Origin of the sequence: Thiosulfatihalobacter marinus (assembly GCF_016019955.1) — a bacterium.
Lineage (GTDB): Bacteria > Pseudomonadota > Alphaproteobacteria > Rhodobacterales > Rhodobacteraceae > Shimia > Shimia marinus_A.
On the sequence record NZ_JAECRZ010000022.1, the window covers coordinates 13468 to 32891 of the forward strand.

Below are 19424 nucleotides of genomic sequence, written 5' to 3' on the forward strand. Positions count from 1 at the left end.
TGCTCTGCTGTGCATTTGGGCTTACGCGATTGATCGTATCACCCGCTAAGCCGAAGCGCCGCGATCCGAGTTGGTCCAAAACCGTGTCGCTGACCCAAATTTCCGGGCGCATGTGCGGAGAAAGAAACGGGGGCGTACGCGCCCCCGTGTCTCGTACTTGCCCTTGATCAGTCCTTTGGACCAATCATCTGCTCGGGGCGCACGACACGATCAAATGTGTCCTCGTCGACGAAGCCCAGCGCGATGGCCTCTTGCTTGAGGGTGGTGCCGTTCTTGTGCGCGGTCTTGGCGACCTTGGTGGCGTTGTCATAGCCGATGGTAGGCGCGAGCGCGGTGACCAGCATCAGCGATTCCTGCATCAGTTTCTGGATGCGCGGCTTGTTGGCCTGAATACCCATCAGCATACGTTCGGTGAAGCTGTCGGCCACGTCGCCCAGCAACTGGATCGACTGCAACAGGTTGTAGGACATCATCGGGTTGTAGACGTTCAGTTCAAAGTGCCCTTGAGAGCCGGCGAATGTCATGGCGGCGTTGTTGCCCATGACGTGCGCAGCGACCTGGGTCATGGCTTCGGCCTGCGTGGGGTTGACCTTGCCGGGCATGATCGAAGAGCCAGGTTCGTTTTCCGGCAGGATCAGTTCGCCAAGGCCAGAGCGGGGGCCGGAGCCGAGGAAGCGGATGTCGTTGGCGATCTTGTACATTGCGCCGGCCACTGTCGTCAGCGCGCCGGACATGAAGACCATCGCATCATGCGCGGCCAGTGATTCGAACTTGTTGGGGGCGGTGACAAAGGGCAGGCCGGTGATTTCGGCCATGTTGGCCGCGACGGCCTCGCTCCAGCCGTGCTGGGTGTTCAGGCCAGTGCCGACGGCGGTGCCGCCCTGGGCCAGTTCGTAGATGCCGGGCAACGCGGCGTTGACACGGGCGATACCCTGACGGATCTGGTGCGCGTATCCCGAAAATTCCTGACCCAGGGTGAGCGGGGTGGCGTCCTGGGTATGGGTGCGGCCGATCTTGATGATGTCCTTGAATTCGTCGGACTTGGATTCCAGCCCTTCGGCCAGTTTGGTCAGGCCGGGCATCAGCACGTCGCGCACCATCATGGCGGTGGCAATGTGCATCGCGGTGGGGAAGGTGTCGTTGGAGGACTGACCCATGTTGCAGTGATCGTTGGGATGCACCGGGTCCTTGGAGCCGATCTCGCCGCCGAGAATTTCAATGGCGCGGTTGGCGATCACTTCGTTGGAGTTCATGTTCGATTGCGTGCCCGAGCCGGTTTGCCAGACAACCAGCGGGAAGTTATCATCGAACTTGCCCGCCACCACTTCGGATGCGGCCTGAATGATCGCGTCGGCCAATTTGGGGTCAAGCTTGCCGGTGGCCTTGTTCTGCATGGCACAGGCCTGCTTGACAACGCCCAGCGCGCGCACAATGGCGACGGGCTGTTTTTCCCAGCCGATGGGGAAATTCATGATCGAACGCTGGGTCTGGGCGCCCCAGTATTTGTCGGCGGGAACTTCCAGCGGGCCAAAGCTGTCGGTTTCTATGCGTGTTTGAGCCATCGTGACCTCCGATATGTCAAGTCACGCCTGTCATAGCCCAAGCGGGGCAAAGTGCAATACTGTATACCGTGGGATACCGGTGGCGGGCGGGCACAAATCGTCGCGGGCGCGTTCCGGTTCCGACCCGTGGTTGCCCTATTTGCGGAAACTGTCGAGGCTGACGATCTCGGCATCCTTGGTCGGGGCGATGTCTTCGACCTCTTCGGCCATTTCAGCTTCGGCCACGTCTTCTTCGTTGTCGCTGTCTTGCTGGGTTTCGAACCGCAGACCGAATTCGACGGACGGGTCGACGAAAGTCTTGATGGCGTCGTATGGGATATAAAGCGGTTCCGGCGAATCGCCAAAATTCAGGGTGACGGCGAAACCGTCTTTCTCGACCCTGAGATTGTCGTACCAATGCTGCATCACCACGGTCATTTCGCCGGGGTAGCGATCTGCAAGCCAGTCCGCGATTTCGACATCCGGGTGGTGGGTGTCGAACGTGATGAAAAAATGATGTTCGCCCGGCAGGCCGTTCTGTTCCACGTCGGTCAGAACCTCCTGAATCAGGCTGCGCATGGCGCGATGCATCAGGTTTCCGTAGTCAATGGTTCTCGACATGTCGGGCTTCTCATTTTGCTCGGCTTCACCATAGTAGATTCGGCGGGAAACGAAAGATGAGGTCCGGCAAAATTTTGCCCGTTCACGCGCCGAGATGCCGGGGCGGAAACGGGCGCGGCTGGCGAGGTCGGCCAGAGCCCTGCTGTGCCGGGCTTGAGGCAGGATTCCGGGGCCGTCAAATGCAGCGATGAATGGGTTTGGATCCGACAGAGCGATGGTGGCTGGTTCCGTGCCTTCAGTCAGCCGGTGCGCAGCCGCGGATCTTGCCCGCGCGCGCCCGGAAAAGGCGCGGACCGAAAGGTTGCGGAAGGACGGATCTGGGCAACCCGGGCATTTAGGGTACTGCCGCCAATGTCAGGAGCCATCTCCGCGGTGTCAGCCGATCCGCTGACCGGTCAGGCAAAGCGCCATGGATTGTTCCGGCAAGAGGCGCATTTGTTCGAAAAAGCTCATGAAATCGAAACTGTTGTAGGTTTCGACCATCTTGTCACCGTCGAAGCGCGCGAAAAGCTGGCCCGAGCCGATCACGGGCTGGCCGTTGGCCGGGTTGGTCACGCGCATGGAATACAGGGCAGAAGCCCAATCACCATCTTCCATCACCTTGTCGAGCGAAACTGTCGGGTCTTCTACCATGTCGAGAAACATCGGCACCAGTTCGCGGAAATCATCCGGGCCGACCTGCAAATCCGGAAGCAGCCCCTGTGCCTGCGTATCGGGAGAGAACAACTGATCGATGGCGTCCAGGTCAGCCTCGATCCAGACGCGGCGGTACCATTCTTCGAGAATATCACGTTTTTCCATGGGCGATCACCTGAGTTGAAGTCTGAGTATCCTGTTCAGCACTATCACCAAGGAATGAGCGGCAGGTTAACGCGGGGAAGTGCAGGCTTCTGTTGCCAGGTGCCTGCGAACCCCGCCAAGTCAGGCTAGTGACTTGGGCTTAAGTTTCGGTTTTGGCTACAGCTTACGCTGCAACTGCCACCGGAGCACGATTGTCATTGGCAATTGTACTATGCGGACCGATAACGGTGGTACCCCGCCGGGACAAAGCTAACCCTTTTAGACGTTCGTCGATCCTGTTTCGGCCCCATCGCCCGCCAATGACCGGGTGTTTGGTGGAGCCGCCGGGTACCGCCCCCGGGTCCGATCCGCTTATTACGAGCGCGTTTATGTCCATAGTCCCCGAGGGGACAGGTGGAATATATGGGTTTTGTCGAAAGCTGCAATGGGGAAGAAAAATCCTGCGAGGATTTCTCCCGGTTTTTCGACGCGGAAAACAGGGAGGTGCAGGCAAATCCCCGTGGGATTCAAGGGTGTTTTCCACGCAGGAAAACACCGTTTCAAACCAGCCGGCGAATGGGTGTCCGGATTCAGAATACGATGACCTGTTCGCGGTTCTGAACGGCGTGAAAGCCGCGCGCGCGGACTTCGCCCAGAAAGGCGCGCATGCCGCAATAGCGTTCGATATCGCGTGTCTTGCGCCGGATTACCTGCCCGTGCATGACGGCCTTGCCGGAAAGCACGTTTCTCGGCCAGATTTCGGGGAAAAGAGCACTCTCGGGATAGATCATGGGGGCGAGTTTGCCAGGCCCGGGTCAAGGCAGGCTTAACGTTTCTCCCGCGCGACCATGGCGTCATTGCCCAGTTGCAACGTGTAGGCGGTGAGTTCGTCCAGCGCGGCATCCGCGGCGGCGGCGTTTCTGGCCTGGATTGCGTCGGCAATGCGGGTGTGCAGGCCAACGATCATGTCGCGGTTGCGCTGGGTGAAGGTAATCATGTTCATCAGGGGCTGCATCGCCTCGACGGCCCCCGCCAGCTGATAGGACAGAACCGGATTTTCCGCGCCGTCGACCAGCGCGCGGTGAAAGGCCACGTCGCTGTCGCAGAAGCTTTCGTCCGACAGGCCGGGCTGGGATTGCCGGTGGATTTCGGCGCGCATGGTGGCAAGGTGGTCGGCGGATCGGCGTTCGGCGCTGAGAGGTGCACAGGCACGTTCCAGGGCAAAGCGGGCCTCGCAGGCAGTGTCAAAATCGACGGCGTTCATGGACAACAGCAATGTTGACGTTGTGATGTGCTGGGCGCGGGCCTCGTGATACCCGAGCCGTCGCACGAAGGCACCGCCAGCAGCGCCGCGCTGGGTGCGGATCAGGTTCTGTGCGGCCAGACGTTTGAGCGCCTCGCGCACCGTGGGGCGGGACACGTCGAACTGGTCGGCCAGCTCGGCCTCGGATGGCAGGCGTTCGTCCACGATCAGGTCGCCGGAGAGGATTGCGTCGCGGATCGCCTTGGCAATCTGGGCGGATAGGTCGGCGGGGCTTTTGGGATCAATTTTCATATGTCTGACATTTAGTGTTTGATCGCAGTTTAATTGTCTGACATTTTGTTGACAAGCCTGTTGAGTCGCGCATTGCCAGGGAGGGCGCCAGATTGATCGCAGACCGTATCCGCGCCATGACAGGGTGGCACTGGATCGCACTATTTGGCGCGATTCTGCTGGCCTGGGCCGCATTGTTCGCGATGGCCGTGCCGGCTGACCTGCGGGCGGCGGGGCGGATCTATGGTACGGATTTCTGGGCGAGCTTGTGCGCGATGACGCCGGATATGGCGGGATTTGCGCGGGTGCTGGGTATGTGGATGCTGATGTCGGGGGCGATGATGGCGCCAACCGCGTTGCCGGCCTTTGCCACCTATGATGATCTGGCGCAGCGCGCGCCCGGCGCGCGGTTCGGCGCGCTTGTGGCCGGCTATCTGACCGTGTGGATCGGGTTTTCGGTGCTGGCGGCGGGATTGCAGATCGGGCTGTTCAGGGCCGGGCTGCTCAGCCCGTTCGGGGACAGCCAGTCGGCCTTGCTGAGCGCGGCATTGCTGGCAGGGGCGGGGCTGTATCAGTTTTCGGCCCTGAAGGAGGCCTGTCTGAGCAAGTGCCGGATGCCGCTGACTTTTTTCATGCAGCATTGGGATGAAGGCCCGTGGCGCAACGGTTTGCGCCTGGGGATGACTTGCCTTGGGTGCTGTTGGGCGCTGATGCTGTTGGGTTTTGTGGGCGGCGTGATGAATATCGCCTTTATGGGGCTGGCCACGGTCATCATGGTTTTGGAAAAACTGCCCGAGATCGGGCGTTGGGTCACGCGTCCGCTGGGCGTCGTGTTGATTGGCGGTGCGGCATATGTCGCGGCGGGCGCATTCTAGGAATTCACGAGGAGAGAGACATGGCATCGGATCGTATCGAGGCACCTGCCAAAATCGACAACCGGCATCCCGGGGCGCATAAATCGGGCCAGGGCACGGTTCCCTGGGCGATCAAGGGCGAATTGATCCTGAACTGCAACTGTACGGTGTTCTGCCCCTGTGTGGTGAGCCTGGGCCTGCACCCGCCGACAGAAGGGCATTGCCAGACCTGGGGCGGGGTGCGCATCGACGAGGGGCATTATGGCGATGTGGATCTGTCCGGTCTGAATATCGGCCTGCTGATCGAGATCCCCGGCATGATGAGCCGGGGCAACTGGAAAGTGGCGTTGTTCATTGACGAGCGCGCCAGCCACGATGCCTATCACGCGCTGGTCGACATTTTCTCGGGCAAGGCCAAGGGCACGACCGGCCTGTTTCAGGTGCTGGTGGGCGAAGTGATCGGGGTGGAACGCCAGCCGGTGAGCTATGAGACAGATGGCAAGACGCGCCACATTACCGTGGGGCGCAAGATCGACGGCGTGGTGTTTCCGGTCGAGGGCAAGGATCCGGGCGAGGAGATTGTGATCACGAACACCAAATACTGGATGGGCCCGGACATCACCGTGGCGACAGCGAGCAAGGGGCGGGTCCGGGCCTTTGGCCGGGTCTGGGATTTCGGCGGCCGGTCGGCGGAAATCTGTCAGATCGATTGGAAAGGGCCGCGCTGATGCTGATCACGCCGGAATACTGCCGGATGATGGCGCGTTACAATGCGTGGCAGAACGGGCAGATCAAGGCGGTGTGTGAGACCATGACCGAGGCGGACCTGCACGCCGATCGGGGCGCGTTTTTCAGCTCGGTCATGGGGACGCTGAACCATCTTCTGTGGGGCGATCTTTTGTGGATGTCGCGCTTTGACGGAGGCGTGGCGCCCGAAGGGGGTATCGCGGAAAGCACCGGCCTGTGCCCGACACTGGCGGTGTGGAGCGCGGAGCGGTTTCGTGCGGACGGGCGCATCCGCCTGTGGGCCGACGCGCTTCATGCCGTGGATCTGACCGGTGACATGACATGGTTTTCCGGGGCACAGGGCCGGGAGGTTTGCGTGCCCGTGGCGCAGGCCGTGGTGCATTTATTCAATCATCAGACCCACCACCGGGGGCAGGTGCACGGGATGCTGACGGCAGCCGGGCGAAAAACCGGAGGTACCGACCTCGTTTTCATGCCAAAGGAGCACACATGGCTTTGATTTCGTTGTCACGGCGGCTGCGGCGGACGCCGTTTTCCGAGGGCGTGGAGGCGGCGGGCGTAAAGGGGTATACGGTGTATAACCGGATGCTGCTGCCGACGGTGTTTCGCTCGGTCCGGGAGGATTATCGGCATCTCAAGCAGGCGGTGCAGCTGTGGGATGTGTCCTGTGAACGGCAGGTGGAGCTGCGCGGCCCGGATGCGGCGCGACTGATGCAGATGCTGACGCCACGCGATCTGCGCAACATGGTGCCCGGTCAGTGTTATTATGTGCCTATCGTGGACGAGACCGGCGGGATGCTGAACGATCCCGTCGCGGTGAAGCTGGCCGAGGACCGATGGTGGATTTCGATAGCCGACAGTGATCTGCTTTTCTGGGTGAAGGCCATTGCCTATGGGTACCGGCTGGACGTGCTGGTAACCGAGCCGGACGTGTCGCCGCTGGCGGTGCAGGGGCCATTGGCGGACGAGTTGATGGCACGGGTGTTCGGCGACGGGGTGCGCGACATCCGGTTTTTCCGGTTTGGCTGGTTCGAATTCCTTGGGCGTAATCTGGTGGTGGCCCGGTCGGGCTATTCCAAGCAGGGCGGGTTTGAGATTTACGTCGAGGGCAGCGATGTCGGGATGCCGCTGTGGAATGCGCTGATGGAGGCAGGACGGGATCTGGACGTGCATGCGGGGTGTCCCAACCTGATCGAGCGGATCGAGGGGGGATTGTTGAGCTACGGCAACGACATGACCGATGACAACACGCCCCATGAATGCGGGCTGGGCCGGTTTTGCAACACGCAATCGGCGATTGGCTGTGTCGGGCGGGATGCGTTGTTGCGGGTGGCCAGGGAAGGGCCGGTGCGACAGATCCGGCCTGTCGAAATTCATGGCGACGCGGTGCCGCCCTGTGACCGGTTGTGGCCGGTGATGGATGGCGACCAGCATGTGGGCAATATCAGCAGCGCGGCCTGGTCGCCGGATTTTAGTACCAATGTCGCGATCGGCATGATCCGGATGACGCATTGGAACGTGGGGACCGAAGTGGATGTGATCACGCCGGACGGGGTGCGCCCGGCGACGGTGTTCGAAGCCTTCTGGCAGTAGCGCACACGGTGGGGGCGGCGCCTCCGGCGGGAGTATTTTTGGCAAAATGAAGCCCGGGTGGCTTTGAACGAGATGGAGAGAACATGTTCAACGCATTGGTGATGGAGCAGAATGAAGAGGGGCTGGCGGCGGCCGCGATCAGGGAGATCGGTGAGGACGCGTTGCCCGAGGGTGATGTGACGGTTGCGGTTCAGTATTCGACCGTCAATTACAAGGACGGGCTTTGCCTGTCGCCCAAGGGGGGCGGGCTGGTGCGCAAGTACCCGCATGTGCCGGGGATCGATTTCGCCGGCACGGTCGAAAGCTCGACCGATGACCGGTACAAGCCCGGCGACAAGGTTGTGTTGACCGGGTGGCGTGTGGGCGAGATGCATTGGGGCGGCTATGCGCAGAAGGCACGGGTGAAGGCGGACTGGCTGGTGCCGCTGCCCGAGGGGCTGAGTGCGAAACAGGCCATGGCGGTGGGCACTGCCGGGTTTACCTCTATGCTGGCGGTAATGGCGCTGGAGGATCATGGGCTGAATCCGGGGCGGGGGCCGGTTCTTGTCACCGGCGCGGCTGGCGGTGTGGGATCGGTGGCGACGGCGATCCTGGCCAATCTCGGCTATGAGGTGGCCGGAGTGACCGGGCGGCCCGAGAGCGCGGATTACCTGAAATCGCTGGGCGCGACGCGGATTGTGGCGCGCGAAGAGCTGAACGAGACCGTCAAGCGCCCGCTTGAGGCCGAGACCTGGGCCGGCTGTGTGGATGCGGTGGGCGGCGCGATGCTGGCGCGTGTTCTGGGGCAGATGGCCTATGGGGCGTCAGTTGCCGCCGTGGGGCTGGCCGGGGGCGCGGGGCTGCCGGCGACGGTGATCCCGTTCCTGCTGCGTGGGGTCAACCTGTTGGGAATCGACTCGGTCATGCAGCCCTATGACAATCGCCTGCGCGCCTGGCAGCGGATTGCCAGCGATCTGCCGATGGACAAGCTGGAGGCGATGATCCGGCCTGCGGCCCTGACGGATCTGCCGCAACTGGGGGCAGATATCCTGAAAGGCCAGGTGCAGGGCCGGGTTGTGGTTGACGTTAACGCCTGAGGGCGCGAGAAAACGAGGGCGGCGGGTGTGTGACGCGCCCGCCGTTTTCTTTTGGCAACAGCCGGGAGGCGGGGCGCATGGCCTATGACGACAACAATATTTTTGCCGGAATTCTGCGGGGCGAGATTCCTTGCGAAAAGCTATACGAAGATGACGAAACCTTTGTTTTCATGGACATCATGCCGCGGGCGGACGGCCATTGCCTGGTGATCCCGAAGACGCCCTGCCGCAACATGCTGGACGCCTCGCAGGCGCAATTGGCGGCCTGTCTGGCGACGGTGCAGAAAATCAGCCTGGCCTGTATGAAAGCCTTTGACGCGGAGGGTATCACGTTGCAGCAGTTCAACGAGACGGCTGGCGGGCAGGAGGTGTTTCATCTGCATTTTCATATCCTGCCGCGCCATGACGGCGTGCGTCTGAGGCCGCCGGGAGAGATGGCGGATTTCGCGGTCCTGAAAGATCATGCCGACAGGATCAGGGCGGCGCTGGGGCGATAGGCCCCGTCAAAAGTGGCGCGAAGAGGGGAAGCGATGTTGGATGTCGAGTTTGTCCGTGGCCAGTTTCCGGCGTTTCAGGAACCTTCCCTGGCTGGGCAGGCATTTTTCGAGAATGCGGGGGGGAGTTATGCCTGCCGACAGGTGATTGACCGGCTGACACGGTTTTATCGGCAGCGCAAGGTGCAGCCCTATGCGCCCTATCGGGCCAGTGCATTGGCTGGCGCTGAAATGGACGAGTCGCGGGCACGGCTTGCGGCGATGCTGGGGGTCGAGACAGACGAGGTGAGTTTTGGTCCGTCGACCACGCAGAACACCTATGTGTTGGCCCAGGCGTTCCGGCAATGGATGGATCCGGGTGATGTGATCATCGTGACCGATCAGGACCACGAGGCCAATTCCGGCCCGTGGCGGCGGCTGGCGGGTGAAGGGATCGAGCTGCGCGAGTGGAAGATCGACCCGGAGACCGGGCATCTGAACCCGGACGACCTGGCCAACCTGCTGGATGACCGGGTGCGGCTGGTGTGTTTTCCCCATTGTTCGAACGTGGTGGGCGAGATCAACCCGGTGGCGCATATCGCGGCGCTGGCCCATGCGGCGGGCGCATTTGTCTGTGTGGACGGGGTGAGTTATGCGCCCCATGGTTTGCCGGATGTGGGGGCGCTGGGGGCGGATATCTATCTGTTTTCGGCCTACAAGACCTATGGGCCGCATCAGGGGATCATGACGATCCGGCGTAACCTGGGCCGGTTGCTGCCGAACCAGGGGCACTTTTTCAACGCGGATGTGTTGTATCAGCGGTTTACCCCGGCCGGTCCGGATCATGCGCAGGTGGCGGCCTGTGCCGGTATGGTGGACTATGTCGAGGCTGTGGCCGCGCATCACGGGGTTCTGGGCGAAACGCCCGCCGCCACCGGCGCGGCGGTGCATGATTTGATGCGAGAGCATGAAGCCACGCTGTTGCAACCGGTTCTGGATTTCGCCAAGGCGCGCAATTCGGTCCGGCTGATCGGCCCGGACGATGCGGCGCGGCGTGCGCCCACCGTGGCGATTGCCGCCAATGCGCCGGGAGAGGCGCTGGCCGCGCAATTGGCGGATCATGGCGTCATGGCGGGGGGCGGTGATTTCTACGCTGTGCGCGCATTGCAAGCCCAGGGTGTGGACATGATGAAGGGTGTGCTTCGTCTGAGTTTCGTGCATTACACAAACCGCGCGGAAATTGACCAGTTGCTGGAGGCGTTGGACGCCGTTTTGTGATCCATGTGCCCGGACCGCCCGTAGACAGGAAAAACGAGGGCTTTCATGGGGTTCAATGGCAAAACCATCCTGTGGTTCAGGCGCGATTTGCGTCTGGGGAATAACCGGGCTTTGATCGCGGCGGCCGGGCACGGAACGGTTGTGCCCGTGTTTATTCGGGAGCCGGGCGTCGAGGCGTTGGGGGCCGCGCCAAAGCTGCGGCTGGAGATCGCCCTTCGCGCACTGTCTTGCGAATTGCGCGCGGCCGGTTCGCGGCTGATCCTGCGCAGTGGCGCGCCGGGGAATGTGCTTCGGGCGCTGGTCAAGGAAACCGGCGCCAACGCCGTGATGTGGAACCGCCGCTATGATCCGGTTGGCGCGGACACGGATCGCATGATTAAGGCGGCGCTAAGGCATGACGGTATCGAGGCAAGAAGCTTTGCCGGAACGCTGTTGTTTGAGCCCTGGACCGTCGCGACCGGGCAGGGTGGACCATACCGGGTGTATACGCCCTTCTGGAAGGCGGTGCGGGACCGCGACGTTCCGGCGCCTGTCGAGGCACCTGATCTGATTGCACCAGTCAAATGGCCGGAAAGCGAAGTGATTGGCGACTGGGCGCTTGGAAAAGCGATGCGCCGGGGGGCTGAGGTGGTCGCAGGCCATGTCGAAGCCGGCGAAGCGGCGGCTCTAGCCCGGTTGCGGCATTTTGTTTCCGAGCGGATCGGAGATTACAAGGCACAACGCGATTTCCTGGACCGGGAGGCCACGTCTGGCCTTTCGGATGCGTTGAGCCTGGGCGAGATCAGCGCCGGCCAGTGCTGGCACGCCGCGCACTTAGCGATACAGGCGGGCGTGGCTGGCGCCGAGCATTTCCTGAAAGAATTGGTGTGGCGCGAATTTGCCTGGCACCTGATGTGGCATTTCCCGCGACTCGCAGAGGAAAACTGGCGGGACGACTGGAATGGGTTTCCGTGGATCGAGGATGCGGAGGATGCGCGTTACCGGGCCTGGTGTCAGGGGCGGACGGGCGTGCCGCTGGTGGACGCGGCAATGCGCGAAATGTACGTGACCGGCAAGATGCACAATCGTGCGCGCATGATTGCGGCAAGCTATCTGACCAAGCATCTGCGGGTGCATTGGCGACTGGGGTTGAAATGGTTTGAAACCTGCCTGGTGGATTGGGATGCCGCATCCAACGCCATGGGATGGCAATGGGTGGCGGGGTGCGGACCGGACGCGGCGCCCTATTTCCGTATCTACAATCCAGACACGCAGGCCGAGAAGTTCGACCCGGCGGAAAGCTATCGGCGAAAGTGGCTGGCGGAGCCGTTCGGGGCGCGTACCGAGACGGCGCTGAGCTATTTCGATGCGATCCCTGAAGGCTGGGGATTGTCGCCGGAAATGGGATATCCTGCACCAATCATGGGGGTTAAGGCGGGGCGTGAAGCGGCGCTTTTGGCCTATGAGTCCTTCAAATCGCAATAAATTCTTGCCGTGAACGTTATTTCGCGCCTAGCCTGACTGTCAAAATCGCGAAAGGGGAGACAGAGGATGTTCCTGACGACAACACAGGGCCACAAGGATTTGCCCAGGTATTTTCCCGCCGTGTTCGAGTTGGCAACCAAGATCAACCGGGGGCGCATCGATTTTGTGATGCCGGATGGGCGCATGTTCCGCGCCGAAGGGCGTGACGCGGGGCCGGTATGCGCATTGCACGTCCATAACGCGGACACTTTTGCCCGGCTGATGCGCGAAGGCGAATTGGGGTTCTGTGATGCCTATATGGAAGGCTGGTGGGACAGCCCCGATTTGCAGGCGTTCAGCGATTTTCTACGCTCGGACAACGATGTCTTGTATGACGGATTTCCGGGCATGTATTTCGTCCGTGCCTTCGAGCGTCTGCGGCATTGGATGAACTCGAACAGCAAGACGCAGGCCCGCAAGAACATTTCCTACCATTATGATCTGGGCAACGAATTCTACGCGTTGTGGCTGGATGAAACGATGACCTATTCCTCCGCCATTTTCCGGACCGGGCAAGAGAGCATGGAGGCCGCTCAGATTGAGAAATATGCCTCGATGGTGGATCAGATGGGGGCCAGACCAGGTGATCACGTGCTTGAAATCGGCTGTGGCTGGGGCGGGTTTGCCGAATATGCCGCGCGCGAGCGGGGGTTGCGTGTGACCGGGCTGACCATTTCGGAAGAACAGTTGAAGTATGCCTCTGAGCGCATTGAAAAAGCTGGTCTTTCCGAATTGGTAGAGTTCAAGTTGCAGGACTATCGGGATGAAACAGGACAGTATGACGGAATCGCCAGCATCGAGATGTTCGAGGCGGTCGGCGAAAAATACTGGCCGATCTATTTCCAGACGGTACGCGACCGGCTGAAGCCGGGAAAACAGGCGACATTGCAGATCATCACGATCGAGGACGCACGATTTGACGTTTACCGCAAGGGGGTGGACTTTATTCAGAAGTACATTTTCCCGGGGGGAATGCTGCCCAGCCCGACCGCGTTGAAAAGTGAGATTCAGCGGGCAGGCATGAATTTCGTCAATTCCGTCGAGTTCGGCGAAAGCTACAGCCAGACATTGCGTCGCTGGTACGATACATTTAACGCCCGTTGGGATGAGGTTCAGGCGCATGGATTTGACGAGCGTTTTCGAAGAATGTGGAATTTTTATCTCACCTCTTGCGCTGCCGCCTTTCAAAGTGGAAGCTGTGACGTGACTCAAATCACGATATCCAGACCCAACTGATGCCCACCGCCAACAACCTGGTTGCCGCCCTTTGCCTTGCCTTTCTGGGCGCGATCCTGGCCGAGCTAGTGAAGCCGCAAATGCCCGAGGGTTATGATTTCGGCTATTTCACTCTCGTCAGTGCCGCTCTGGGGCTGGTCGTTGGCTGGAAAGTGATGGGACCACGTGCTGGCAAGGGCGGGGTGATGGCGATCAACAATGGTGTTACCGGAGTATTGGCGCTGGTGATTGTCGGTCTGCTGGTGTTCGGCGCCAACGAAATGCTGGCGCGAGCGCTCAAGCGTCGTTATGACGAGCCGATCGAAGCCATTCAGCAGATTGTCGAACTGGCGGTGGAATTCAGCCTGTACCTGATGGATGCCAAGGTGATCGGCGTGCTGGTCATTGGGGCGGTCGTGTCCGGCGCCCTGACCGAGGCGGCCTATCGGCGCTGGAGATAACTTGATGAATTCACTGTTTTTTTACGGCACGTTGCGGCACGTGCCCTTGCTGAGTGCGGTGTTGGGCCGGGATGCGGGCGATCTGGATTTCGTGACGGCGCAACTGCCCGGTCATGACCTGTGCGCGGTGGCGGGCGAGGTGTTTCCGATGATCGTGCCGGGGGCGCAGGGCGCGCCGGGTTTGTTGGTACGTGGATTGAATGACGAAGACGTGGCGCGGCTGCGGTTTTACGAGGGGGGGTATGACTATGACCTCGAACTTGTGGAAGTCTTGGCCGGTGATGTGTACGAGGCGGCGCGGGTGTTCTTCCCGGAACCGGGTGTGTGGCAACCGGATGGTCCATGGTCGTTGAGCGATTGGGCGGTTGCGTATGGCGAATGGTCCGTATTCGGAGCGGAAGAGGAAATGAGCTATTTCGGTGTCCGGTCGCGCGAGGAGGTGGACCGGATGCTGCCGATGATTCAGGCCAGGGCGCGGGCCAAGGTGAATGCGACACTGGACAACCGCGCGGTCAGCCCCGGGGGCATGACGTTGAAAGATGTCGCGTTGGTATCGCTGGAACGTCCCTACGCGCAGTATTTTGCGTTGGAAGAGTATGACCTGAAGTTCCGTCGATATGATGGCGCGCGCAGTTCAATGGTCAGACGCGCGGTGTTCGTGGCAACGGATGCGGCCATTGTGCTGCCCTATGACCCGGTGCGTGACCGGGTTTTGTTGATAGAGCAATTCCGTCCGGGACCATTCGCGCGTGGCGATGACAAACCGTGGATGCTGGAACCGATCGCTGGGCGGGTGGACGGTGGTGAAACGCCGGAAACCACGGCGCACAGAGAGGCGGCGGAAGAAGCCGGGCTTTCCCTGAAAACCTTGCACAAGGCAGGTCAGTGCTATGCGTCGCCCGGTTGCAGTTCTGAGTATTTCCACATTTTTGTAGCCATTGCCGACTTGCCCGATATGTGTACCGGAGTGGGCGGGATTTCCGACGAGGCCGAGGATATCCGCAGTTTTCTATACAGCTATGATGCGTTGATGGGGATGGTCGATTCCATGCAGATCGCCAATGCGCCGCTTGCTTTGGCCGCTTTGTGGCTTGCGCGGCATCGCGACAGGCTGCGCGGCGCGGCTTGAGTTCCCTGAATGTGTTGCCTACACAGGATGGTGAAGCATTTGAAAGGACGCGCATATGCAATTTGCTCGTGATCTGGCCGAAGCGATCGGCAACACACCCCTGATCCGCCTTAACAAGGCCAGCGAAGCTACGGGCTGTGAGATCCTGGGCAAGGCGGAATTCATGAATCCGGGCCAGTCGGTCAAGGACCGCGCGGCGCTGTATATCATCCGTGATGCGGTGGCGCGTGGGGACCTGAAGCCGGGCGGAACCATCGTGGAAGGCACGGCTGGCAACACTGGTATCGGATTGGCACTTGTGGGGGCTTCGATGGGCTTTCGCACCGTGATCGTGATCCCGGAAACCCAGAGCCAGGAGAAGAAGGATATGTTGCGCCTGGCGGGGGCGGAGTTGGTTCAGGTGCCAGCGGCACCTTATAAGAATCCGAACAATTATGTTCGATATTCTGGCAGATTGGCGGCTGAACTTGCAAAAACAGAGCCAAATGGCGCGATCTGGGCCAATCAATTCGACAATGTTGCGAACCGGCTTGCGCATGTCGAGACCACCGGGCCGGAAATCTGGCAACAGACCGACGGCAAGGTGGACGGGTTCATCTGCGCCATCGGTTCGGGCGGGACGCTGGCCGGGGTGGCCGAGGCGCTTCAGCCCAAGGGTGTGAAGATCGGTCTGGCCGACCCGATGGGCGCCGCGCTTTTCAGTTTCTACACCACCGGTGAATTCCGGGCCGAAGGCGGGTCCATCACGGAAGGGATCGGGCAAGGCCGCGTGACCGCGAACCTGGAAGGGTTCACGCCGGACATGTGCTATCAGGTTCCCGACGAAGAGGCGCTTCCGGTGGTGTTTGACCTGTTGCAGGACGAGGGGTTGTGCCTGGGCGGATCGTCCGGCATCAACGTGGCTGGTGCCATCCGCATGGCGCGCGATATGGGGCCGGGTCATACGATCGTGACGGTGTTGTGCGACTACGGCACGCGCTATCAATCCAAACTGTTCAACCCGGCTTTCCTGAAGGAAAAGGGGTTGCCCGCGCCGGAATGGCTGGGCGATACCGGTCCGTCCAGCATTCCGGGCGTGTTCGAAGACACGTGAGGGGCAAATGCAATCATTCCTGCGCGTTCTGACAGTTCTTGCCACGCTGGTCGTTCTGGCTGTAACGCCCCTGAGCGCGCAGGAGACTGCGGGCCCCGATTATGCCGCCTGGCAAGAGGTTGTGCAGCGCGCACAGGACGCGATCGAGAATAACCGTGCTTCGGAAGCGGCCATGGCCAGCCTTCGTGGACAGCTCGTGGATTGGCGCGAGCGGTTCAGCGAGGAAACCTCGCGCCGCCGGGTGTCTGCGCGCACGCTTGAGGCCCAGATTCAAGCCATGGGGCCTGTGCCGGACAGCGGGGAAGCCTCGGATACGGCAGAACAGCGCGATGAGTTGCAAAAGGCGCTTGCCGCGGCGCGGGCACCGGCGCGCAAGGCTGAACTGGCCCTGGTCGAGGCCGAAGAATTGATCCGGTCGGTCGACAGCCTGCTGCGCAACCGGCAGGCCAGCTTGCTTTTGTCGGTTGGACCATCCCCGTTGAACCCGCAGAACTGGGGGACCGCGCTGAGCGACGTGGGGTCCACGTTCAAGCTGATTGCGGTGGAGTTTGTCAACGGCTGGGTGCATGAACGCCAACGCAACGAACTGCGCAAATCGCTGCCGCCGATGCTGTTCTATCTTGTTCTGGGCATCGTTCTGATCACCCGCGGTATTTCCTGGACTCATAGCGGCCTGACCCGGATCGTCAGCCAGGAAATGAGTGCCGGGCGGTGGGTTCTGGCGTTTCTGTTTTCCTTTGGCCAGGTCGTGTTGCCGATGCTGGGGGTGTTCGCCCTGACCAAGGCCGTTTACGCGACCGACCTTCCCGGTTTCCGTGGCGATGTGGTGCTGTCCGTGTTGCCGCGCATCACCTTTGAACTTCTGGTTGCGAAATGGCTGGGGGAGCGCATCTTTTCGCGCAGCGACGGCCCGCTGTTGCTGACCCATCTGAGCGAGCGCGAAAAACAGGCCGGCCGGCAAGCCAGCCTTGTCCTTGGCATTGCTTTGGCAGCGCATTCGCTGATGGTTGTCCTGGCGCGCTATGACGATTGGGATGTCGGAACACAGGCGCTGGTGTTTTTCGTGAATACCTTGCTGGCCGGATTGATGCTGGCCCGGATTGCATTGCTGATTGGGCGACATGCCCGCGAACTGAAAGACGGGCAGGGCGGGCCGAAATCGCCTGTCGGGCAGTTGTTTCTGGTGATTTCGAAATTCATGCTGATCGTGGCGGTGCTGGGTGCGTTTGCCAGCGCCTTTGGCCTGACACGCGGCGCGGCCTACCTGGTTTTCGCAACATCCAAGACGGTATTGATCATCGCTTTTCTGTTGGTGCTTCAGCGGCTGATCACAAAGATATTCGCCGCATTGGCGGGACAGGGCGGCGCGGACGAGGATACATTGCTGGCGCCCGTTCTGGTTGGAACGGTTCTGGTTGTTGGCGCGCTCCCGGTATTTGCGCTCACCTGGGGCGCGCGCGTGTCGGATCTGACTGAGTTCTGGTCGCGCGTTTCGACCGGGCTGCGCATTGGCGACACGGTGATCTCACCTGGCGATATTGCGTTGTTCTTCCTGGTGTTCCTGCTGGGATATGGGCTGACGCGGCTGGTACAAAGCATGATGCGCGTCAGCATCCTGCCCAAGACGCGGATCGACCCGGGCGGGCAGACGGCGATCGTGTCGGGGCTGGGATATGTCGGGATATTCCTGGCGGCGCTGGTGGCAATCAACACGGCAGGGATCGATCTTGGAAATGTGGCGCTGTTCGCGGGCGCGCTGTCTGTTGGCATCGGTTTTGGCTTGCAGACGATCGTGTCGAATTTCGTCAGTGGCATCATATTGCTGATCGAGCGTCCGGTCTCTGAGGGCGACTGGATCGAGGTCGGCGGTCAGATGGGCTATGTGCGCGACATTTCCGTGCGCTCAACCCGTATCGAGACTTTTGACCGCACGGATGTGATCATTCCGAACTCGGATCTGATCTCGGGAACGGTCACAAATTACACCCGTGGCAATACCGTGGGGCGGGTGATTGTGCCTGTTGGCGTGGCCTATGGTACAGACACCCGCCGCGTCGAGGCGATTCTGCGTGAAATCGCCGAAGCGCATCCGATGGTGTTGGCCAACCCGGCACCGAATGTCGTGTTCCAGGGGTTTGGCGCGGATTCGCTGGATTTTGAGATTCGCGCGATTTTGCGCGATGTGAACTGGGTACTTTCGGTAAAGTCGGACATCAACCACGAGATTGCCCGGCGGTTCGTGGAGGAAGAGATCGAGATCCCCTTTGCCCAGCGCGATGTCTGGCTGCGCAACCCGGAGGCGCTTGGGTGGCAGGGGCGGCCTGCGGCAACGGGGCCCGCATCGGGGCCAGGTGCGGCAACAGGGAACACCGTACCCTCGGATGCGGCTGATCTGCCGGGAGACACCGACGGGGATGGAGACGACCGATGAGCGGGTTGCTTTACCGGCAGGATGCCTATCAGCAGGAAGCGGATGCGCGGGTGGTGGGACATACCGCGGAAGGGGGCGTTGTTCTGGATCAAACCCTGTTCTATCCGACCGGCGGCGGGCAACCGGGCGACAGCGGTTGGGTGACATGGGCCAACGGAACGCTGGATGTCGCGACGACAGTCAAGGACATGGACGCCGGATGCGTTCTGGTGCCTGCGCAGACAACACGATTGCCGCCCGTCGGAACCGAAGTGGTGCAGCGCCTGAACTGGGAGCGCCGCTACCGGCACATGCGCATTCATACGGCCCTGCACTTGTTGTCGGTGGTCATACCACTGCCTGTCACGGGCGGCGCGATCACAGCCGAGAAGGGACGGTTGGACTTCGACATGCCCGAGGCGCCAGCGGATAAAGAGGCGCTGACGCAGTGCCTCAACGACCTGATCGAGCGGGACCTGGAAGTCACGGAGACATGGATCAGCGAAGCCGAACTGGCCGCAAATCCGGGTCTGATCAAGACGATGTCCGTAAAACCGCCGATGGGCGCGGGTCAGGTCCGTTTGGTGCGCATCGGGGCAGGTGCGGCACAGGTCGATTTGCAGCCCTGCGGCGGTACCCACGTTGCGCGAACCGCTGAAATCGGCGGGGTACGGATCGGAAAAATCGAGAAAAAGGGCCGCCAGAACAGGCGTGTAAACCTGCATCTGGAAGACTGATCCGCAGATTTGTCGGAACAATGATTTCCGGCTTGCACCCATGCGCGAATTGACGATAAAGAACGCCGAACGGAGCGGTGGCCGAGTGGTCGAAGGCGCACGCCTGGAAAGTGTGTAGGCGGGAGACCGTCTCCAGGGTTCGAATCCCTGTCGCTCCGCCACTTGCCCCTGCGAAAGCGTTCTCTCGATCCGGCTGCGGCCGGATTTTTCCGCGTTTTCAAAGGGGTTTGCAGAACCGGCTGAACACCAACGTGCCAGCAATCGGCACAAAATCCGTTCTCTCGGCGAGCTTTTCTCTGAACTGAAGTGGTCCCGGAAATCCGGACAGTTAGCTAAGGTGTATCCCGAACTTTTTGGAGGGATACGAGATGGCGAAACG

General features: G+C 61.0%; 19 protein-coding genes, 1 tRNA gene and 1 other RNA gene. 15 read left to right on the forward strand and 6 right to left on the reverse strand.

The annotated features are described in order from the left end of the window. Nucleotides 1-167: 167 nt before the first annotated feature. The 6 genes from fumC to I3253_RS19070 all read right to left on the reverse strand — a co-directional run bounded on the left by fumC (nt 168) and on the right by I3253_RS19070 (nt 4497). Complete coding sequence (gene fumC, locus I3253_RS19045; protein ID WP_197919406.1) at nt 168-1562, reverse strand: class II fumarate hydratase; 1395 nt, start codon at nt 1560-1562, stop codon at nt 168-170. Between the two features lie 135 nt (nt 1563-1697). Continuing rightward, nucleotides 1698-2162: an SspB family protein gene (locus I3253_RS19050; RefSeq protein WP_197919407.1), complete on the reverse strand. Its 465-nt coding sequence runs from the start codon at nt 2160-2162 to the stop codon at nt 1698-1700. Between the two features lie 375 nt (nt 2163-2537). Further along, entirely contained in the window at nt 2538-2963 is a 426-nt protein-coding gene (locus I3253_RS19055; protein WP_197919408.1) for an ester cyclase, read from the reverse strand. Nucleotides 2964-3041: 78 nt separating this feature from the next. Continuing rightward, nucleotides 3042-3392: a transfer-messenger RNA gene (gene ssrA, locus I3253_RS19060) on the reverse strand. A gap of 140 nt (nt 3393-3532) precedes the next feature. Further along, complete coding sequence (locus I3253_RS19065; RefSeq protein WP_197919409.1) at nt 3533-3733, reverse strand: aspartate aminotransferase; 201 nt, start codon at nt 3731-3733, stop codon at nt 3533-3535. Nucleotides 3734-3768: 35 nt separating this feature from the next. Beyond that, nucleotides 3769-4497, reverse strand: a complete 729-nt coding sequence (locus I3253_RS19070; RefSeq protein WP_197919410.1) for a FadR/GntR family transcriptional regulator — start codon at nt 4495-4497, stop codon at nt 3769-3771. 116 nt (nt 4498-4613) lie between these two features. On the opposite strand from I3253_RS19070, the gene I3253_RS19075 reads away from it, so the two are divergent. The 15 genes from I3253_RS19075 to I3253_RS19145 all read left to right on the forward strand — a co-directional run bounded on the left by I3253_RS19075 (nt 4614) and on the right by I3253_RS19145 (nt 19206). Then, on the forward strand, nt 4614-5351 hold the full coding sequence (locus I3253_RS19075; protein WP_197919425.1) for a DUF2182 domain-containing protein: 738 nt from the start codon (nt 4614-4616) through the stop codon (nt 5349-5351). 20 nt (nt 5352-5371) lie between these two features. Continuing rightward, on the forward strand, nt 5372-6058 hold the full coding sequence (locus tag I3253_RS19080; RefSeq protein WP_197919411.1) for a DUF1326 domain-containing protein: 687 nt from the start codon (nt 5372-5374) through the stop codon (nt 6056-6058). Beyond that, a complete protein-coding gene (locus I3253_RS19085) occupies nt 6058-6576 on the forward strand; it encodes a DinB family protein (protein WP_197919412.1) in 519 nt (172 codons plus the stop codon). The genes I3253_RS19080 and I3253_RS19085 overlap by 1 nt, the downstream gene beginning before the upstream one ends. Next, nucleotides 6567-7670: a dimethylsulfoniopropionate demethylase gene (locus tag I3253_RS19090; RefSeq protein ID WP_197919413.1), complete on the forward strand. Its 1104-nt coding sequence runs from the start codon at nt 6567-6569 to the stop codon at nt 7668-7670. Before I3253_RS19085 ends, I3253_RS19090 begins: the two co-directional genes overlap by 10 nt. Nucleotides 7671-7753: 83 nt before the next feature. Then, complete coding sequence (gene acuI / locus I3253_RS19095; RefSeq protein WP_197919414.1) at nt 7754-8746, forward strand: acryloyl-CoA reductase; 993 nt, start codon at nt 7754-7756, stop codon at nt 8744-8746. A gap of 77 nt (nt 8747-8823) precedes the next feature. Next, nucleotides 8824-9243: an HIT family protein gene (locus tag I3253_RS19100; protein ID WP_197919415.1), complete on the forward strand. Its 420-nt coding sequence runs from the start codon at nt 8824-8826 to the stop codon at nt 9241-9243. A gap of 33 nt (nt 9244-9276) precedes the next feature. Beyond that, nucleotides 9277-10497 (forward strand): aminotransferase class V-fold PLP-dependent enzyme, encoded by a 1221-nt coding sequence (locus I3253_RS19105; RefSeq protein WP_197919416.1) that lies wholly within the window; start codon nt 9277-9279, stop codon nt 10495-10497. 45 nt (nt 10498-10542) lie between these two features. Beyond that, the gene (locus I3253_RS19110) at nt 10543-11961 is read left to right on the forward strand and encodes a cryptochrome/photolyase family protein (RefSeq protein WP_197919417.1); all 1419 of its coding nucleotides are present in this window, start codon (nt 10543-10545) and stop codon (nt 11959-11961) included. A gap of 66 nt (nt 11962-12027) precedes the next feature. After that, nucleotides 12028-13236 carry an SAM-dependent methyltransferase gene (locus I3253_RS19115; RefSeq protein ID WP_197919418.1) on the forward strand — a complete coding sequence of 403 codons (1209 nt, stop codon included), beginning with the start codon at nt 12028-12030 and terminating at the stop codon, nt 13234-13236. Beyond that, nucleotides 13236-13676, forward strand: coding sequence for a TrgA family protein (locus I3253_RS19120; protein ID WP_197919419.1), 441 nt, complete (start codon nt 13236-13238; stop codon nt 13674-13676). The genes I3253_RS19115 and I3253_RS19120 overlap by 1 nt, the downstream gene beginning before the upstream one ends. Nucleotides 13677-13680: 4 nt before the next feature. Beyond that, nucleotides 13681-14805, forward strand: a complete 1125-nt coding sequence (locus I3253_RS19125; RefSeq protein WP_197919420.1) for an NUDIX domain-containing protein — start codon at nt 13681-13683, stop codon at nt 14803-14805. A 55-nt stretch (nt 14806-14860) separates the two neighbouring features. Then, nucleotides 14861-15898: a cysteine synthase A gene (locus I3253_RS19130; protein ID WP_197919421.1), complete on the forward strand. Its 1038-nt coding sequence runs from the start codon at nt 14861-14863 to the stop codon at nt 15896-15898. A gap of 7 nt (nt 15899-15905) precedes the next feature. Then, nucleotides 15906-18329, forward strand: a complete 2424-nt coding sequence (locus I3253_RS19135) for a DUF3772 domain-containing protein (RefSeq protein WP_197919422.1) — start codon at nt 15906-15908, stop codon at nt 18327-18329. Then, nucleotides 18326-19045, forward strand: a complete 720-nt coding sequence (locus I3253_RS19140; RefSeq protein WP_197919423.1) for an alanyl-tRNA editing protein — start codon at nt 18326-18328, stop codon at nt 19043-19045. Before I3253_RS19135 ends, I3253_RS19140 begins: the two co-directional genes overlap by 4 nt. Nucleotides 19046-19116: 71 nt before the next feature. Next, nucleotides 19117-19206 (forward strand) — tRNA-Ser (locus I3253_RS19145). Nucleotides 19207-19424 lie beyond the last annotated feature (218 nt).

Excerpts from the sequence above, each read along its gene's own strand:
- fumC (WP_197919406.1), bottom strand. The coding sequence starts at position 1,562 with ATGGCTCAAACACGCATAGAAACCGACAGCTTTGGCCCGCTGGAAGTT.
- I3253_RS19050 (WP_197919407.1), bottom strand. The coding sequence starts at position 2,162 with ATGTCGAGAACCATTGACTACGGAAACCTGATGCATCGCGCCATGCGC.
- I3253_RS19055 (WP_197919408.1), bottom strand. The coding sequence starts at position 2,963 with ATGGAAAAACGTGATATTCTCGAAGAATGGTACCGCCGCGTCTGGATC.
- I3253_RS19065 (WP_197919409.1), bottom strand. The coding sequence starts at position 3,733 with ATGATCTATCCCGAGAGTGCTCTTTTCCCCGAAATCTGGCCGAGAAAC.
- I3253_RS19070 (WP_197919410.1), bottom strand. The coding sequence starts at position 4,497 with ATGAAAATTGATCCCAAAAGCCCCGCCGACCTATCCGCCCAGATTGCC.
- I3253_RS19075 (WP_197919425.1), top strand. The coding sequence starts at position 4,614 with ATGACAGGGTGGCACTGGATCGCACTATTTGGCGCGATTCTGCTGGCC.
- I3253_RS19080 (WP_197919411.1), top strand. The coding sequence starts at position 5,372 with ATGGCATCGGATCGTATCGAGGCACCTGCCAAAATCGACAACCGGCAT.
- I3253_RS19085 (WP_197919412.1), top strand. The coding sequence starts at position 6,058 with ATGCTGATCACGCCGGAATACTGCCGGATGATGGCGCGTTACAATGCG.
- I3253_RS19090 (WP_197919413.1), top strand. The coding sequence starts at position 6,567 with ATGGCTTTGATTTCGTTGTCACGGCGGCTGCGGCGGACGCCGTTTTCC.
- acuI (WP_197919414.1), top strand. The coding sequence starts at position 7,754 with ATGTTCAACGCATTGGTGATGGAGCAGAATGAAGAGGGGCTGGCGGCG.
- I3253_RS19100 (WP_197919415.1), top strand. The coding sequence starts at position 8,824 with ATGGCCTATGACGACAACAATATTTTTGCCGGAATTCTGCGGGGCGAG.
- I3253_RS19105 (WP_197919416.1), top strand. The coding sequence starts at position 9,277 with ATGTTGGATGTCGAGTTTGTCCGTGGCCAGTTTCCGGCGTTTCAGGAA.
- I3253_RS19110 (WP_197919417.1), top strand. The coding sequence starts at position 10,543 with ATGGGGTTCAATGGCAAAACCATCCTGTGGTTCAGGCGCGATTTGCGT.
- I3253_RS19115 (WP_197919418.1), top strand. The coding sequence starts at position 12,028 with ATGTTCCTGACGACAACACAGGGCCACAAGGATTTGCCCAGGTATTTT.
- I3253_RS19120 (WP_197919419.1), top strand. The coding sequence starts at position 13,236 with ATGCCCACCGCCAACAACCTGGTTGCCGCCCTTTGCCTTGCCTTTCTG.
- I3253_RS19125 (WP_197919420.1), top strand. The coding sequence starts at position 13,681 with ATGAATTCACTGTTTTTTTACGGCACGTTGCGGCACGTGCCCTTGCTG.
- I3253_RS19130 (WP_197919421.1), top strand. The coding sequence starts at position 14,861 with ATGCAATTTGCTCGTGATCTGGCCGAAGCGATCGGCAACACACCCCTG.
- I3253_RS19135 (WP_197919422.1), top strand. The coding sequence starts at position 15,906 with ATGCAATCATTCCTGCGCGTTCTGACAGTTCTTGCCACGCTGGTCGTT.
- I3253_RS19140 (WP_197919423.1), top strand. The coding sequence starts at position 18,326 with ATGAGCGGGTTGCTTTACCGGCAGGATGCCTATCAGCAGGAAGCGGAT.